This window comes from Streptomyces sp. DSM 110735 (assembly GCF_016482685.1).
GTDB lineage: Bacteria > Actinomycetota > Actinomycetes > Streptomycetales > Streptomycetaceae > Streptomyces.
The window spans coordinates 223,182-239,026 of record NZ_JACYHF010000004.1 but is presented as its reverse complement, the minus strand read 5'-3'; the positions used below and the strand labels follow the sequence as shown (position 1 = coordinate 239,026).

The 15,845-nt window shown below is 72.8% G+C and carries 13 protein-coding genes and 1 riboswitch; of the genes, 4 read left to right on the top strand and 9 right to left on the bottom strand.

Features of this window, described 5'->3' with window-relative positions; genetic code table 11:
- Window positions 1–26: 26 nt before the first annotated feature.
- Window positions 27–698 (bottom strand): O-methyltransferase, encoded by a 672-nt coding sequence (locus tag IF655_RS09185; RefSeq protein ID WP_199583612.1) that lies wholly within the window; start codon window positions 696–698, stop codon window positions 27–29.
- 211 nt (window positions 699–909) lie between these two features.
- Entirely contained in the window at window positions 910–2,283 is a 1,374-nt protein-coding gene (gene proP / locus IF655_RS09180) for a glycine betaine/L-proline transporter ProP (protein ID WP_199583611.1), read from the bottom strand.
- A 393-nt stretch (window positions 2,284–2,676) separates the two neighbouring features.
- On the opposite strand from proP, the gene IF655_RS09175 reads away from it, so the two are divergent.
- Window positions 2,677–4,740 (top strand): bifunctional glycosyltransferase 87/phosphatase PAP2 family protein, encoded by a 2,064-nt coding sequence (locus tag IF655_RS09175; protein WP_199583610.1) that lies wholly within the window; start codon window positions 2,677–2,679, stop codon window positions 4,738–4,740.
- Window positions 4,741–4,825: 85 nt separating this feature from the next.
- On the opposite strand, the gene IF655_RS09170 is transcribed toward IF655_RS09175, so the two are convergent.
- The 7 genes from IF655_RS09170 to IF655_RS09140 form a co-directional block, all read right to left on the bottom strand.
- Window positions 4,826–5,521 (bottom strand): YoaK family protein, encoded by a 696-nt coding sequence (locus tag IF655_RS09170; RefSeq protein ID WP_199583609.1) that lies wholly within the window; start codon window positions 5,519–5,521, stop codon window positions 4,826–4,828.
- A 264-nt stretch (window positions 5,522–5,785) separates the two neighbouring features.
- Entirely contained in the window at window positions 5,786–6,199 is a 414-nt protein-coding gene (locus IF655_RS09165; RefSeq protein WP_199583608.1) for a transglycosylase SLT domain-containing protein, read from the bottom strand.
- A 364-nt stretch (window positions 6,200–6,563) separates the two neighbouring features.
- A complete protein-coding gene (locus tag IF655_RS09160) occupies window positions 6,564–7,439 on the bottom strand; it encodes an ECF transporter S component (protein ID WP_199583607.1) in 876 nt (291 codons plus the stop codon).
- Entirely contained in the window at window positions 7,436–9,118 is a 1,683-nt protein-coding gene (locus IF655_RS09155; RefSeq protein WP_199583606.1) for an ABC transporter ATP-binding protein, read from the bottom strand. Before IF655_RS09155 ends, IF655_RS09160 begins: the two co-directional genes overlap by 4 nt.
- Window positions 9,115–10,194 (bottom strand): energy-coupling factor transporter transmembrane component T, encoded by a 1,080-nt coding sequence (locus tag IF655_RS09150; protein WP_199583605.1) that lies wholly within the window; start codon window positions 10,192–10,194, stop codon window positions 9,115–9,117. Before IF655_RS09150 ends, IF655_RS09155 begins: the two co-directional genes overlap by 4 nt.
- A complete protein-coding gene (locus tag IF655_RS09145) occupies window positions 10,187–10,834 on the bottom strand; it encodes an SCO2322 family protein (RefSeq protein WP_199583604.1) in 648 nt (215 codons plus the stop codon). The genes IF655_RS09150 and IF655_RS09145 overlap by 8 nt, the downstream gene beginning before the upstream one ends.
- Window positions 10,831–12,045, bottom strand: a complete 1,215-nt coding sequence (locus tag IF655_RS09140) for a prenyltransferase/squalene oxidase repeat-containing protein (RefSeq protein WP_199583603.1) — start codon at window positions 12,043–12,045, stop codon at window positions 10,831–10,833. Before IF655_RS09140 ends, IF655_RS09145 begins: the two co-directional genes overlap by 4 nt.
- A gap of 133 nt (window positions 12,046–12,178) precedes the next feature.
- Window positions 12,179–12,252: riboswitch (cobalamin riboswitch) on the bottom strand.
- A gap of 300 nt (window positions 12,253–12,552) precedes the next feature.
- Between IF655_RS09140 and IF655_RS09135 the strand changes: the two genes are divergently transcribed.
- From IF655_RS09135 to IF655_RS09125, 3 genes are read left to right on the top strand one after another with little or no spacing between them, the layout of a single operon-like run.
- Window positions 12,553–13,989, top strand: a complete 1,437-nt coding sequence (locus tag IF655_RS09135; protein WP_199583602.1) for a glycosyltransferase family 4 protein — start codon at window positions 12,553–12,555, stop codon at window positions 13,987–13,989.
- A complete protein-coding gene (locus tag IF655_RS09130) occupies window positions 13,983–14,723 on the top strand; it encodes a class I SAM-dependent methyltransferase (RefSeq protein ID WP_161179124.1) in 741 nt (246 codons plus the stop codon). Before IF655_RS09135 ends, IF655_RS09130 begins: the two co-directional genes overlap by 7 nt.
- Window positions 14,720–15,790 carry a prenyltransferase/squalene oxidase repeat-containing protein gene (locus IF655_RS09125; RefSeq protein WP_199583601.1) on the top strand — a complete coding sequence of 357 codons (1,071 nt, stop codon included), beginning with the start codon at window positions 14,720–14,722 and terminating at the stop codon, window positions 15,788–15,790. Before IF655_RS09130 ends, IF655_RS09125 begins: the two co-directional genes overlap by 4 nt.
- Window positions 15,791–15,845 lie beyond the last annotated feature (55 nt).

The following is a 15,845-nucleotide window of genomic DNA, read 5'->3' as shown; positions in this document are numbered from 1 at the left end:
GGGCGAACCCGTACCCCCCGGGCTCCCTACCCCAGCACCCGCGCCAGCGCGAACCCGTCGTAGCCCTTCGGGCCCACCGTCTGCAGGGCTGTGCCTGTCAGGCGGGGGTGGGTGGCGATGAGGTCGATGGTGGCTCGGGTGCCGAGGGTGGCGGGGTCGGTGGTGGTGGGGTTGGAGACGTCGCCCTGGCGGACCACGTTGTCGATGACGATGAGGCTGCCGGCCCGGGAGAGGCGGAGGGCCCATTCGACGTAGTGGGGGGTGTTTGCCTTGTCGGCGTCGATGAAGACCAGGTCGAAGGGGGGCGGGTTCTCGTCGGCGAGGTGGGGGAGGGAGTCAAGCGCCGGACCGGTGCGGACCTCGACGATGCCGTCCAGGTCGGCGCGGGCGATGTTGCGGGTGGCGATCTCGGCGTGCTTGGGGTTGTACTCCAGGGTGATCAGACGGCCGTCGGAGGGCAGGGCGCGGGCCAGCCAGATGGTGCTGTAGCCGCCGAGGGTGCCGATCTCCAGGACCGTGCGGGCGCCCTGGATCTGGGCGAGGAGCTGGAGGAGCTTGCCCTGGGTGGGGGTGACGGCGATGGGGGGCAGCCCGGCCGCGTCGCTGTCGCGCAGCGCCGCGCGCAGGACGTCGTCGTCCGCCGCCAGCCGACTGGTGAAGTAGCGCTCCACGTCGTCCCACACCTGCGAGTCGCCCATGCGCCTGCCGCCCTTCCCGAGTGTCCGCTCGAGCCCGGGTGTCCCCAAGCCCTCCAGGCCAAGTCTCCCCGGGACGGGGGCGAAAACGGCGAAGTGGGCGCGGGGAACCTCTTCGGTTTCCCGCACCCACCCCGGGCGCCCACGGCTCGCACCGGACCGCCGGTCATTCACCCAGGCACGCGTATGCGTGTCACACGTGCGACCAGAAAAATCAGACCTGCTCCACCGACGGCGCGGAGCCCGGCAGCGGACGGCCCGCGGACTCGCTCATCCGCCACACCGCGAACCCGCCGATGACGGCGGCCGCCATCATGTAGTACGCGGGCATCATCAGGTTGCCGGTCGCACCGATCAGCGCCGTGACCACCAGCGGGGTCGTACCGCCGAAGAGCGACACGGAGACGTTGAAGCCGATGGACAGCGAGCCGTAGCGCACCTTGGTCGGGAAGAGCGCCGGGAGCGCGGCGGGCATGGCCGCGGTGAAGCAGACGAGCAGCAGACCGAGCGCGCCCATGCCGAGACCGACGGCGAGCAGGCTGCCCTGGCGGATCAGCAGGATCGCCGGGATCGACAGGAACAGGAAGCCCGCGCAGCCCGCGGCGATGACCGGACGACGGCCGACCCGGTCGGTCAGCGCACCGGCGAACGGCTGGACGATCATCATCAGCGCCATGACACCGAGCACGACCAGCAGACCGTGCGTCTCGTCGTACTTCAGCTCGCTGGTGAGGAAGCTCGGCATGTACGACAGCAGCATGTAGTCGGTGACGTTGAAGACCAGCACCAGACCCATGCACAGCAGCAGCGACTTCCACTGGCCCGTGACCATCTCGCGCAGCGGGACCTTCGGACGGGACGCCTCGGCCTTCTCGACCTCGGCGGCGAAGGCGGGAGTCTCCTCAAGACGCATCCGCAGGTAGAGCCCGATGATGCCCATCGGACCCGCGATCAGGAACGGGATGCGCCAGCCCCAGGAGAGCAGGTCGGCCGAGGACAGCAGGGCGGTCATCAGCGTGACCAGACCCGCGCCGCCGATGTAACCGGCCAGCGTGCCGAACTCCAGCCAGCTTCCGAAGAAGCCGCGCTTCTTGTCGGGCGCGTACTCGGCGATGAAGGTCGAGGCGCCCGCGTACTCACCGCCGGTGGAGAAGCCCTGGACCAGGCGGGCGGCGAGCAGGAGCAGCGGCGCGCCGAAGCCGATCGTGGCGTACGACGGGATCAGACCGATGGCGAACGTGCCCGCCGCCATCATGATCATCGTGACGGCGAGGACCTTCTGGCGCCCCACCCGGTCGCCCAGCGGGCCGAAGACCATGCCGCCGAGCGGACGGACCAGGAAGGCCGCGGCGAAGGCGCCGAAGGTGGAGAGCAACTGCGCGGTCGGGTTGCCCGAGGGGAAGAAGACCTTGCCCAGGGTCACCGCGATGTAGCTGTAGACACCGAAGTCGAACCATTCCATCGCGTTGCCGAGCGCCGCCGCCTTCACGGCGCGCTTGACGAGCGCGGGGTCGGTGACCGTGACGTTCCGGGCCTGGGCGGCGCGGCGGGTCTGCGGACGGGGACTGACAGCAGTGGCGGTCGCCAAAACGGAGCTCGCCTACCTTTCGACGGGAACAGGGCAGGCCCGGCCGAACGGCGGCGATGCTGTGCACCGGGCAGAAAAGCGACGATAGGAGGAGTTCGCCCCCTTACGTCGCGTGCACAAGTCATTGCATAGAGCACGTAAACCTTGTGTACGCAGGGACGTCTGCCCGCAAAGTCGCAGGTGATCCCGGGCGTGACTGTGATCCTTATCGCTCGATCCGGGTGCAACCACACCCTTCTCGGGCTATCGTCCTGCGGATAAAACGGGGTCCGGACGTCAGGTGAAGCGGGGGTTGCCCGCGTCCTGCCCCGAGGGGGCCGTGAGCGCATAGTGTTCGCGGGGGAACTCTCGGGCACAGGCGCCCGGGGTGACGGGGCGGGAGGCCGACGGGGCGTGGTGAACGTGGAGCACAGCGGACGACCGGTGGACGCCCTCGGCCCGGCGGACGGGCCAGGAGCCCGGCTGCGCGCGGCCCGGCTCGCGCTGTGGGCGGTGGCGGCGAGCCTCGCGGTACGGCAGATGGCGGTCGTCCTCAGCAGCCCGAGCGGCAAACGCCTCACCGACCTGGAGACCTGGGTCGGCCCGCAGGGCGTCCTCCACGTGAACGGGTCGCTCTACGACTCGACCCGCTTCACCGGCACCCCCTTCGCGGGTCTCGTCCTCAAACCCCTCACCCGTGCGGCGGAGTCCGCGCTCGGCTGGGGGTGGACCTTCGGCACCCTGCTCCTCGTCGTCGCGCTCGGTCTGGTCGCCGCCCGCGCGCTGCCCCAGCCGGTCAGCCGCCGTACGGCGCTGCTCGCCGCCCCGGTCGCCATCAGCCTGCTGATGCTCTCCCTGCCGGTGCGCAACACGCTCTGGCTCGGCCAGACCAGCGTCATCCCGGTGCTCCTCGTCCTGCTCGGCTGCCTCGCCGTGCGCGACGAACGCGTGAGCGGGGTCCTCGTCGGTCTCGCCGCCGCCCTCCAGCCGACCGTGCTGCTCTTCGTACCGCTGCTGTGGTTCACCGGGCGCCGCCGGGCCGCGGTGAGCACCGGGATCACCTTCGCCGGGGGCACCGCGCTCGCGTGGGCGGCGATGCCGCACGACTCGTACACCTACTGGGTCCACCACATGGCAGGGGCCGGGCTCGGGGGCGAGGCGGACGGGCTCGCCAACCAGTCCCTGCACGGCGCCCTGCTCCGCCTCGGTCTCACCGGACCGCTGGAGATCGCGCTCTTCCTGCTGCTCGGCGCCGCCGTCGCCGTCCTCGCGCTGCGCCGCGCCATCGGCTACGCCCGTGACGGGCAGTTCCTGCTCGCCGTCGCGGTCACCGGCTGCGCGGCGGTCGCGGTCTCGCCGACGAGCTGGCAGCACCAGTTGCTGTGGCTGCTGCTCGCGGTGGTCGGGCGGGTGGGGACGCGCGCCGCGGACCGTACCGTCTGGCCGGTCGCGGTGGTCCTGGTCACCACCCTCCCGGCGAAGATGATGCTGCCGAACACGCCGGTGCTCTTCCCGCTGCGCGACAACCTCGTCCTGCTCGCGGCCCTCGCCGCCGCGGTGGCGGTGCCCTTCCTGCCGCGCTCCTCCCCTTATTACGCGGCTCCCGTGCCCACCGAGTACGCCCGGCAGGTCCCGGCGCGCTGGCGGCGCGTACCGCTGCTGCCCTTCCTGCGCCGCTCGCTCACCCGCCCCAACCTGCTCCTGGAGCTGCTCCTCATCCGCGTCACCTACGCCGCCTACCAGCAGGTACGGCTCGCGGCGACCGGCGGCAGCAACGAGCTGGCGCGCGAGACCGCCGAGCACCACGGGCGGATGGTCTACGACACCGAGCGCTTCCTGCACATCGACATCGAGCACGCCGTCAACCACGCGGTGGTCCAGGTCGGCTGGCTGCGGGGCTTCCTCGACTTCTACTACGAGTCCTTCCACTTCGTCGTGCCCCTGACCGTCCTCGCCGTCCTCTACTGGCGCCGCCCGGTCGACTACCGCTGGGCCCGCACCGCCCTCGGCTTCGCCACCCTGCTCGCCCTCATCGGCTTCTGGCTCTTCCCGCTCGCCCCGCCCCGCCTGATGCCGGGACTCGGCTTCGTCGACACCGTCCACGGCGTCCAGGACCTCGCCCACCCGGACTACGGCGCGATGACCGCGATCACCAACCAGTACGCCGCGATGCCCTCCCTCCACTTCGGCTGGTCCCTCTGGTGCGGTCTGGTCATCGCGATCATGGCTCCCCGCTGGTGGATGAAGGCGCTCGGCCTGCTCCACCCGCTTCTCACGGTCACCGCGATCGTCGCCACCGCCAACCACTGGATCCTCGACGCGGTCGGCGGCGCGGCAGTGGTGAGCGGCGGCTTCGCCCTCGGCTACCTCCTGATCGGCCCGCGCGGGGTGCTGACTCCGCCTGCCTCCGAAAACCTGGGTCGCCCCCCAGGACCGAGGACGGCACCGGACGAGGAACGGTCACTGACGACGAGCTGAGGGGGGACGCGGCTGCTGAGCTTGGCGGGGTGGGCGCGGTGACGTGCGCGTCGGCTCCTTAGGTGCGGGCGTGTTCCGGCGCCGCTCAGTCTCGGTCCGACGCCGCGATCGCCAGGCCGCCGGAGGCCACCGCGGCGAGGAGGAGGGGGAGGGCGAGGCCGTGGTTGAGGATCAGCCAGGCGCCGAGGCAGGCGCCGGCGAACATGGCGAGGACGGCGGCGGCGCGGCGGGGGGAGCGGCGGGCGGGGGCGGTGGCGTCGCCTAGGCGGGAGTCGGAGGCGAGGCCGGTCAGGGTCATGGTGAGGACCGTGGTGGTGAGGTCGGGGATGCCGAGTTTGCGGACGGTGGCGTTGCGCAGTCCCATCGCGAGGGCGGTGAGGGCGATCAGCGCGTACCGGGTGCCGGGGGCGTGCGGCCAGGCGTAGGCCACCGCCGCCGAGGCGCCGACCAGCAGCGCCTCCACCACCAGGGTCAGCCGGGTCCGGTCGCGCCGGGCTTCCTCGCCGAGGCGGTTCGTCAGCCGCCCTCCCGCCGCCGCGCCGATCAGGAAGCAGCCCAGGGACGTGGTGATGTGGGGCACCGAGAAGCCGGGCGCGCCGACGGCGGCGAAGCCGAGCACGACCACGTTCCCGGTCATGTTGGCGGTGAAGACCCGGCCGAGACCCAGATAGCCGACCGCGTCGATCAGCCCGCTCACCACGGTCAGCAGCAGAAGCACGACCGTGAGCCGCATCCCGCGCGGGCGCGGCAGGGGCGCCGAACCGGTCGTGGGCGTCGCCATCTCTACCTCCGGTCGTCCGCGCGGGCGGGGCGGGACCAGTGGATCACGGGGGCGTGGCGGATGAGGGGTGCGGCGCGACGCGGGAGATCAGGGGGGAGTGCCGGTACCGCTCAAGTCGAAGATCCGTAGGACCAGTTGACCCCGGACATGCGTCAGCACCCTCGCCTCGCGGGCAAGGGTGCGGATATCGGGTGGTGCGTCCCGGCCGGTCCGGCCGGGGATCGTCGGCCCCTGGGTCCAGGGGCGGGGTCAGTCGGTTACGGCTCAGTACCAGCCGTGGGACTGCCAGAAGTTCCACGCCTGAACGGGGCTGCCGTAGCGCGAGTTCATGTAGTCGAGGCCCCACTTGATCTGGGTGGCCGGGTTGGTCTTCCAGTCGGAACCGGCGGAAGACATCTTGGAGGCGGGCAGGGCCTGGACCAGACCGTAGGCACCGGAGGAGCTGTTGGTGGCCGAGGGGTTCCAGCCGCTCTCGTGCGACACGATCTTGTTGAAGGCGGCGTACTGCGCCGAGTTCGGGATCATCTTGTGGGCGATCGACTGAGCCGAGGAGGACGAGGTCGGCGCGGCCTGCGCGGGCGCGGTGCCGAGCGCGATGCCGGCGGTGGCGGCGGCCAGGGCGGCGACGGTGACGGCCTTCTTCGGGGTGGCGACGCGGCGAATGAACGAGAAAGACATGTAAATCCTTTTGCTTGGGTACAGGGCGGCGCCTCGTAGGTCCGGACCGAGCGGCGCGTTTCGTGCGCTTCGCTCACCGGCCGCATACGTCGGCGCCGCGGCCCGTGGGGGCTCGTGGCGCCTGGCGACGTCATCCAGAGAAACAGGATTCCGGGATGTCCGCAATGACCCTTTTTACTAGTGGTGGCCGGATCGGCGGCGAAGGTCGTCCGTGTGACCGGCGTCTCAAACCGCAGGTCAAGTGGGGTGCAAATGCATATGTATCGGACATTTAAGTCTACGAAGCGGCGTCGTAGGTGAGCTGCGTCATGTGGGGTGCTTCACCGGGCAACCACCCCGGCGCCGACCCTCCGGAGGCGCCCTCTCACGCTCCGGGTGCGTCGAATGTGACCGCCGTCTCGAAGGCGGCCCGCCGGGTCGCCCGGCGCAGCGCGCGCAGCACGGCGGGTCCGAGGGCGACGGTGAGGACGACCGTGCAGACCGCCCTGCCGAGGTCCCAGCCCATGGACGTGGCCAGACAGTAGGCGAGGAACCGGGCCAGGTTGGCGGGCACGGAGGCGTGCGGGTCGAAGGCGATGCCCGACGCCATGGTGCCCATGAACGGCCACCCGGCCAGGTTCATCACCGTGCCGTAGGCGAACGCGGCGACGAAGCCGTAGCCGCCCAGGAGCAGCAGCTCGGCCCGCCCGCGCAGCCGGGAGCGCCCCGGCAGCAGACCCGCGCCCATCGCGAACCAGCCCATCGCCAGCATCTGGAACGGCATCCACGGTCCGACCCCGCCGGTCAGCAGCGCGGAGGCGAACATCGTCACCGAGCCGAGCACGAAGCCGAAGCCGGGACCGAGCACCCGGCCGCTGAGCACCAGCAGGAAGAACATCGGCTCGATGCCCGCCGTCCCCGCGCCGATGGGACGCAGCGCCGCGCCCGTCGCCGCGAGCACGCCCAGCATCGCGACCGCCTTCGGACCGAGACCCGACTCGGAGATCGTCGCCGCCACCACCGCGACAAGGAGCACCAGCAGTCCCGCGAACAGCCAGGGCGCGTCCTCCGCGTGCGCGCTCAGTTGCGAGGCGGGCGGCGCGAGGAAGGGCCACCCGAAGGCGACGACGCCCACCGCGCTGACGAGGACGAGGGCGGCGAGGGAGCGGGGGTGGAAGCGGACGGCGTGGGTGGGGCGGGGAGGCGCGGGTGCCGAGGACCCGTCCGCGGCGGTGGTCGGTGGTGCGGGGGTCGGCGTCATGACAGGACCTTCCGGACCTCGGTGACCGTCAGCCAGGGCTGGGGGGCGAGGATCTTGGTCACCTGGGGGGCGAAGGAGGGGGAGGAGACCACGATGTCCGCCGTGGGTCCGTCCGCGATGACCTCGCCGTCGGCCAGCAGCACCACCCGGTGCGCGATCTCGGCGGCCAGCTCGACGTCGTGCGTGGCCAGCACGATCGCGTGCCCCTCGGCCGCGAGCCCCCGCAGCACGGTGACCAGGCGCGCCTTCGCCGCGTAGTCGAGCCCGCGCGTCGGCTCGTCCAGCAGGAGCAGCGGCGGGCGCGCGGTCAGGACGACGGCCAGCGCGAGCGCCAGGCGCTGACCCTCGGAGAGGTCGCGCGGGTGGGTGTCGTCCGTGATGCCCGGCAGCAGCCCGGACACCAGCGCCCGGCAGGTCCCCGGCTCCGCCCCCGCGTCCCGGTCGGCGGCGGCGCACTCGGCGGCGACCGTGTCGGCGTACAGCAGATCGCGGGGTTCCTGCGGGACCAGACCGACCTTCTGGACGAGTTCCCGTGGCGTGATCCGGTGCGGTACGGCACCGCCGACCCGCACCGCGCCCGCCGTAGGCTCCACCAGTCCGACCAGGGAGCCGAGCAGCGTCGACTTCCCGGCACCGTTGCGCCCCATGAGCGCGACGGTCTCGCCGGGGCGGACGGTGAGGTCCACCCCGGACAGGGCACGGATCCGCCCGCGCCGGACGACGAGATCGTGGACCTCGGCGACCTGGGGGGCGGTGGGAGAGCCGTCGGTACGCCGGAAGGGACGGCGGTAGAAGGGGAGCGCGGGGCTGCGCGGGGCGGGTGGGGGTGTGCCCGCCTCGGCGGTGCGGGCGCACGGCTCCCGCCCCGCCAGCCGCTCCCGCAGCTCCGGAGCCCTGCGGCGGGCGTCGCGCACCGTCAGGGGCAGCGGGGACCAGTCCGCCAGGCGCCCCAGCTCCACCACAGGGGGATACACGGGGGAGACGGCCATGATCTCGGCCGGGGTCCCCGTCAGCGGGGCTTCGCCGGGGGCGGGGAGGAGGACGACGCGGTCGGCGTACTGGATCACGCGCTCCAGGCGGTGTTCCGCGAGCAGGACCGTCGTGCCGAGGTCGTGGACCAGGCGCTGGAGGACGGCCAGGACCTCCTCGGCGGCAGCCGGGTCGAGCGCCGAGGTCGGCTCGTCCAGGACCAGGACGCGCGGGTGCGGGGTCAGCACCGAGCCGATGGCGACCCGCTGACGCTGACCGCCGGAGAGCGTGGCGATGGGGCGCTCGCGCAGATCGGCCAGACCCAGCAGGTCCAGCGTCTCCTCCACCCGGCGCCGCATGACCTCGGGGGCGAGACCCAACGACTCCATGCCGTAGGCGAGTTCGTCCTCGACCGTGTCCGTCACGAAGTGCGCGAGCGGGTCCTGTCCCACCGTGCCCACCACGTCCGCCAGTTCGCGCGGCCGGTGGGTGCGGGTGTCCCGGCCCGCGACCGTGACCCGCCCGCTCAGCGTGCCCCCGGTGAAGTGCGGCACCAGACCGCACACCGCGTTCAGCACCGTCGACTTGCCCACCCCCGACGGACCGACGAGCAGCACGAGTTCGCCCTCGGGCACCTCGAAGTCCACGTCCCGTACGGTCGGTTCGGCGGCGCCCTCATAGGTGACGGCGACCTTCTCGAAGCGGATCACGCGCGCTCCCTGGGTTCCTGGGGGACGACGAAGGCGGGCAGCAGCGCGAGCAGCACCGACACGGCGGGCCACAGCGGCAGCGCGGGCACGGCGAGCGGCACGACACCCGGGTTCAGGGCGTCCGGCTCGCGCGCGGCGGCGAGGGTGAGCAGCGCGGCGACCGCCGCCCCCGAGCCCGCGACCAGCCACGCCCGCGGACCCCACGGCGCCGGACGGTACCGGGTGCGCGGCGAACGACGGCCACCGAGGCGCAGCCCCGCGAGCGCGGCGGCGGCTCCGGCGAGCAGCACGGGCAGCCCGTAGGTGCCGCCCTCGGCGGTGAGCAGGCCGTACGTCCCCGCGCACACGCCCAGCAGCCCGCCGAGGGTGAGCGCGGCGGTCGTACGCCGTACCCGCGCGGGCACCTCGGCCGTGCGGCCGAAGCCGCGCGCGTCCATCGCGGCGGCCAGCGCGACCGAGCGCTCCAACGCGCCCTCCAGGACCGGCAGTCCGACCTGGAGCAGCCCGCGCACACCCCGGTCGGGGCGCCCGCGCAGCCGCCGCGCCGAGCGCAACCGGCGTACGTCCGCGATGAGATGGGGGGCGAAGGTGAGCGCGACGACCACGGCGACACCCGCCTCGTACAGGGCGCCGGGCAGGGACTTCAGCAGCCGGGCTGGGCTGGAGAGGGCGTTGGCGGCGCCGACGCAGATCAGCAGGGCGGCCAGTTTCAGGCCGTTGTAGCCGGAGAAGAGCAGCGCCTCGGCCGTGACCGGACCGCCGAGCCGGATGCCCTGCGCCCAGTCGGGCAACGGGACTTCGGGCAGCGTGAACAGCACATGCGTACCGGGCACGGGCGAGCCGAGGAGGACGGTGAAGGCGAGGCGTACGCACAGCACCGCGACGGCGAGCTTGGCGAACGCCAGGTAGGAGCGGGCCCAGGGCGCGGACGAGCGGTGGGTGGCCACCACATAGCCGGACGCGGCGACGAGCAGGGCGAGCAGGAGCGGGTTGGTGGTGCGGGTGGCTGCGGTGCCGAGCCCGAGCGCCCACAACCACCAGGCGCCGGGATGGAGTTGAGGGGACCGCTCAGGCATTCCGGCGCCGCCGGGCCTGCCACACCGCCGCCCCGGCGAGGACGGCGATCACACCCGCGCCGACGGGCAGCCCGAGGGAGGGACCGCCGGAGTCCTTCGCGGCGGGCTTGTCGTGCTTGGCGGGCGCCTTGCCGTCCGCCGTGACCTGCTCCCCGCAACCCCGGTGCGGATAACCGGAGATGGCGCACAGCAGCGCGTTGGTGTCGTAGCGCAGCGGCTTGGCGGTCGCGGCGAGCGCCTCGGCGCTGGTCGCGTCGGGGGCGACGCGCGCGCACGCCGTACGGACCGGCGGCGGCTTCTCGCCGGAGGGTGCGTCGGCAGGAGTGCCGAAGTCGATGACGAGCGCGACCCGCTTGGTGCCCTGCTTGGCGGGCGTGCGGGCGCAGAGGGTGGCGAAGTCCGCCGTGCCGCGCGGACGGGTCGCGTCCGCGGAGTCCTCGCTGACCGCGAACCGGAAGCCCTGCACGTCGCCGTCCTCGGGACGGGTCGTCGAGGGACCCTGGGTCGCGTACGTCCACCGGTCGCCGGAGCGGTCCCAGAAGGACCAGTACCGGTAGCCGGTGGCGTGTGCCTCGGTGGCCCCGGCGAGCGGGAGCAGGACCGCGACGAGGAGCGTCGCGGCACGGCGGACGACACTCACGCCCGGTTCTTCTTCCGGCCGCTGATCAGGAAACCGGCGCCGATGCCCGCGACGAGACAGGACCCCACGAACCACCAGACCTCGTGATTCGACTTCTTCTCCTCCGCCTTGTGAGCGGCGGACTTCTTCGCCTGCTCCGGCGCCGGACCCTGCTTGTCCAGCGCCTGGACCAGGTTGGTGCCGCCGAATTCCTTCGGGTTCTCACCGAGCGCGTGGGCGGCGAGGATGAGCTGGGCGTAGGCGGCGGGACCGCTCTGCTGCGCCCACGGACCGGCGTTCTTCTCCAGCCACGCGTACGGAGTCTTCGCCTGCGCGCTCCAGCCGTCGGCGGCGAGCGCGACGACCGTGTCGGCGGTGTTGCCGAAGTCCGGCTGCTTCTTGGCGCCGGGCATCGCCGACATCAGGTGACCGCCCTTGGCGACGGCACCGGCCAGGTAGGCGGCGGCGTTGTCGGCCAGGCGCCGGGGGGTGGCCTTGCCGGAGTCCGTGCAGGCGGGAGCCTTGGCGCGGGCGTTGGCGGGCTCGACCACGAAGTTCTTGCCGAGCGCGCCGAGCACGGCGGCAGCGGTGGCGTCGGCGTTGGCGGCGAGCTTGCCCTTCTTGTCCGGCTGGTAGGCGAAGGCGCCGCCGCCGTCCTTCGCGCACGGGATCGCCATGGCGGCCAGCGCCTCCGCCGGGGTCTTGCCCTTGGCGTGCTGCTTCGCCGGGTCCAGACCGACGGCGGTCAGCGCGCCGACGACCACGGAGGTGGAGTTGGTGTCGCTCGGGGAGCCGGGGGAGTAGCCCCAGCCGCCGTCCTTGTTCTGCTGCGCCTTCAGCCAGCGCACGGCCTTACCGGTCTCGGCACGGTGACCGCCGAGCGCGGCGAGCGCCTGGACGGCGGCTGCGGTGCTGTTGGTGTCGGGCTGGGCGCCCTTGCCGCCGCACGCCTTGGCGGTGTCGGCGCGGAAGGCGGCGAAACCGCCGTCGGCGCACTGCTGGCCGGTGAGCCACTTCACGGCGGAGGCGGCGGGGCGCTCACCGACGGTGTGCTGGGCGAGCAGGGCCAGCGACTGGCGCCAGACGCCGTCGTAGGTGGGGTCGCCCTTGCCGAACAGCCCGGCCGGGACCGTCGCCTTCGGGGACGGGGACGCCTCGGCGGCCGTGGCGGGCGCGGCCGCGGCCAGCACGCCTATCGCGGCGAGAGCCGCTGCACTGCGGCGGACGTTCATGGTCGGCGACTGCCTCTCCTGCAAGGAAGCCGGGCAGCGCACGGGGAACCCCCCGGGCGGCTCGGCTCCGTAGACCTCGACGGTGCCGTGCGCGGCAGGGGCGCCGCACACGCGAGCCGGTCACATCCCGCCGGGGCGCTCCGGCTCACCGCCCCTGCGGGCGGCTCACGGTTGCGGGCTCAGCGCCGGAATCGCACCGGCTTCCCCCCGTACGGGTGTATGACGACCTGGCCACTTTACCGGCACCCGACAAAACCCCGGCAGTGGCCGCCGCCACACCTGTGCCATACCGGCGCCATACCGGCGGCGCCCTGTGACCCTCGGTGAGAAGCGCTCCGGACGCGGGTGACCGGTCCCGCCCGGTCGTGGCGCGAATCACCTGGTCGGCCGGTCACAGCCGTCCTACCAGCCGGTAGATTCGGAGCCTCCTGGATGATCGCTGAAACTTGTTCCACATTGACGTCCCGTCGTAGTCTCGCGGGACCGCGCAGGAGAAGGGGGCCCGGAGTGACCGCTGAGGCCAGTCAGGCGGGTTCCCGACCGGGGCCGGCTGCCGACGGCGGGGCACCGCTCGACATCGCGCTCCTGACCTACAAGGGCAATCCTTTCTGCGGCGGACAGGGCGTCTACGTGCGCCATCTCTCCCGCGAACTGGCCCGGCTCGGGCACCGCGTGGAGGTCATCGGCTCCCAGCCGTACCCCGTGCTCGACGAACACGAGGACTACGACGGTCGGTTGAGCCTCACCGAGCTGCCCAGCCTCGACCTCTACCGCCAGCCCGACCCCTTCCGCACCCCGAAGCGGGACGAGTACCGGGACTGGGTGGACGCCCTGGAGGTCGCCACCATGTGGACCGGCGGCTTCCCCGAGCCGCTGACCTTCTCGCTGCGCGCCCGCCGCCATCTGCGCGCCAGACGCGGCGAGTTCGACATCGTGCACGACAACCAGACCCTGGGCTACGGGCTGTTGGGCGACATCGGCGCGCCGCTGGTCACCACGATCCACCACCCCATCACCGTCGACCGGCAGTTGGAGCTGGACGCCGCCGAGAGCCGCCAGCGCCGCCTGTCCGTGCGCCGCTGGTACGCCTTCACACGGATGCAGAAGCGCGTCGCCCGCCGCCTGCCCTCCGTGCTCACCGTCTCCGGCAGCTCCCGCCAGGAGATCGTGGACCACCTCGGCGTCCGCGACGACCGCGTCCACGTCGTCCACATCGGCGCCGACACCAGCCTGTTCGCCCCCGACCGGGCGGTCCCCGAGGTGCCGGGGCGCATCGTCACCACCTCCAGCGCCGACGTCCCGCTCAAGGGACTGATGTTCCTCGTCGAGGCGCTCGCCAAGGTCCGCACCGAACACCCCGACGCCCACCTGATCGTCGTCGGCAAGCGCCCCGAGGAGGGCCCGGTCGCCCAGGCGATCGAGCGCTACGGCCTCGAAGGCGCCGTCGAGTTCGTGAAGGGCATCTCCGACGCCGAGCTGGTCGACCTGATCCGCTCGGCCGAAGTCGCCTGCGTCCCCTCGCTGTACGAGGGGTTCTCGCTGCCCGCCGCCGAGGCCATGGCCACCGGCACCCCGCTGGTCGCCACCACCGGCGGCGCGATCCCCGAGGTCGCGGGGCGCGACGGCGAGACCTGCCTCGCCGTGCCCCCCGGCGACGCGGGCGCCCTCGCCGCCGCCCTCACCCGGCTGCTCGGCGACGAAGACCTGCGCGCCCGGCTCGGCGCCGCCGGACGCGAGCGGGTGCTCGCGCGCTTTACCTGGGCCCGTGCCGCCGAGGGCACGGTGGCCCGCTACCGCGAGGCGATCGACAGCGCCCGCACCGGCCCGCGTACGGCGGACCGCACGGACCCGCGGACCCCCGCCCAACCCGCGATCCCGGTCGCCGCCCCCGCCCCCGTCGCGGGCATATCCTCCGCATCCTCCGAAAGCAGGGCCACGTGCTGACCGTCGACTTCTCCCGGTTCCCGCTCGCCCCGGGCGACCGAGTCCTGGACCTCGGCTGCGGGGCCGGACGGCACGCCTTCGAGTGCTACCGGCGCGGCGCGCAGGTCGTGGCCCTCGACCAGAACGGCGAGGAGATCCGCGAGGTCGCCAAGTGGTTCGCCGCGATGAAGGAGGCGGGGGAGGCGCCCGCCGGTGCCACCGCCACCGCGATGGAGGGCGACGCGCTCGCGCTGCCCTTCCCCGACGAGTCCTTCGACGTCGTCATCATCTCCGAGGTGATGGAGCACATCCCCGACGACAAGGGCGTGCTCGCCGAGATGGTCCGCGTGCTCAAGCCCGGCGGCCGCATCGCCGTCACCGTGCCGCGCTACGGTCCCGAGAAGGTCTGCTGGGCCCTCTCCGACGCCTACCACGAGGTCGAGGGCGGTCACATCCGCATCTACAAGGCGGACGAACTCCTCGCCAAGATGCGCGAGGCGGGTCTGCGCCCCTACGGCACGCACCACGCGCACGCGCTGCACTCGCCCTACTGGTGGCTCAAGTGCGCCTTCGGCGTGGACAACGACAAGGCGCTGCCGGTCAAGGCGTACCACAAGCTCCTGGTCTGGGACATCATGAAGAAGCCGCTGGCCACCCGGGTCGCTGAGCAGGCGCTCAACCCGCTCATCGGCAAGAGCTTCGTGGCGTACGCGACCAAGCCGCACCTGCCGCGCGCCGAGGCGGCCGCCGAGTGACCACGCCCCGGACCGACCACCTCGTCCTGCCCGGGGTGCTCACCGCCGAGCAGGCAGCCGCGACCGTCCGGGGTGTCCTCGGCGTGCAGCGCGAGGACGGGGCGATCCCCTGGTTCCGCGGTCACCACCTCGACCCGTGGGACCACACCGAAGCCGCCATGGCGCTGGACGCAGCGGGCGAGCACGACGCCGCCGAGCGCGCCTACGAGTGGCTCGCGCGCCACCAGAACGAGGACGGCTCGTGGTACGCCGCCTACGCCGACGGCGCCCACGACGACGTCACCGACTCCTCGCTGGAGTCCAACTTCGTCGCCTACATAGCCGTCGGCGTCTGGCACCACTACCTCTCCACCGGCGACGACACCTTCCTGGACCGCATGTGGCCCGTCGTCTACGCGGCGGTCGAATGGGTGCTCCGGCTCCAGCAGCCAGGTGGTCAGATCGGCTGGCGCGTGGACGCGGACGGCACGGCGACGGAGGACGCGCTGCTCACCGGCAGCTCCTCGGTCCACCACGCGCTGCGCTGCGCGCTCGCCATCGCCGAGCAGCGTGAAGAGCCGCAGCCCGACTGGGAGTTGGCGGTCGGCGCGCTGCGGCACGCGATCCGCCGTCACCCCGAGCGGTTCCTCGACAAAAGCCGCTACTCGATGGACTGGTACTACCCGGTCCTCGGCGGCGCCCTCACCGGCGCCGAGGCGAAGGAGCGCGTCGAGTCCGACTGGGACCGCTTCGTCGTCCCCGGTCTCGGGGTCCGCTGTGTGGTGCCCAACCCCTGGGTGACCGGCGGCGAGTCCTGCGAACTCGCCCTCGCGCTCTGGGCGACGGGCGAGTCCGACCGGGCTCTGGAGATCCTCCAGTCCGTGCAGCACCTGCGGGACGCCGACAGCGGGCTCTACTGGACCGGGTACGTCTTCGACGACGACGCGATCTGGCCGCGCGAACTCACCGCCTGGACCGCCGGGTCCCTCCTCCTCGCCGTCGCCGCCCTCGGCGGGCACGACGCCACCTGCGCGGTCTTCGGCGGCGAACGCCTCCCGGTGGGACTGACCCCGGACTGCTGCGAGTAGGCGTCCGCCGGACCCTCGACCGAAGACCTCGTCACCGGCACCGGTGCGCGCCCCC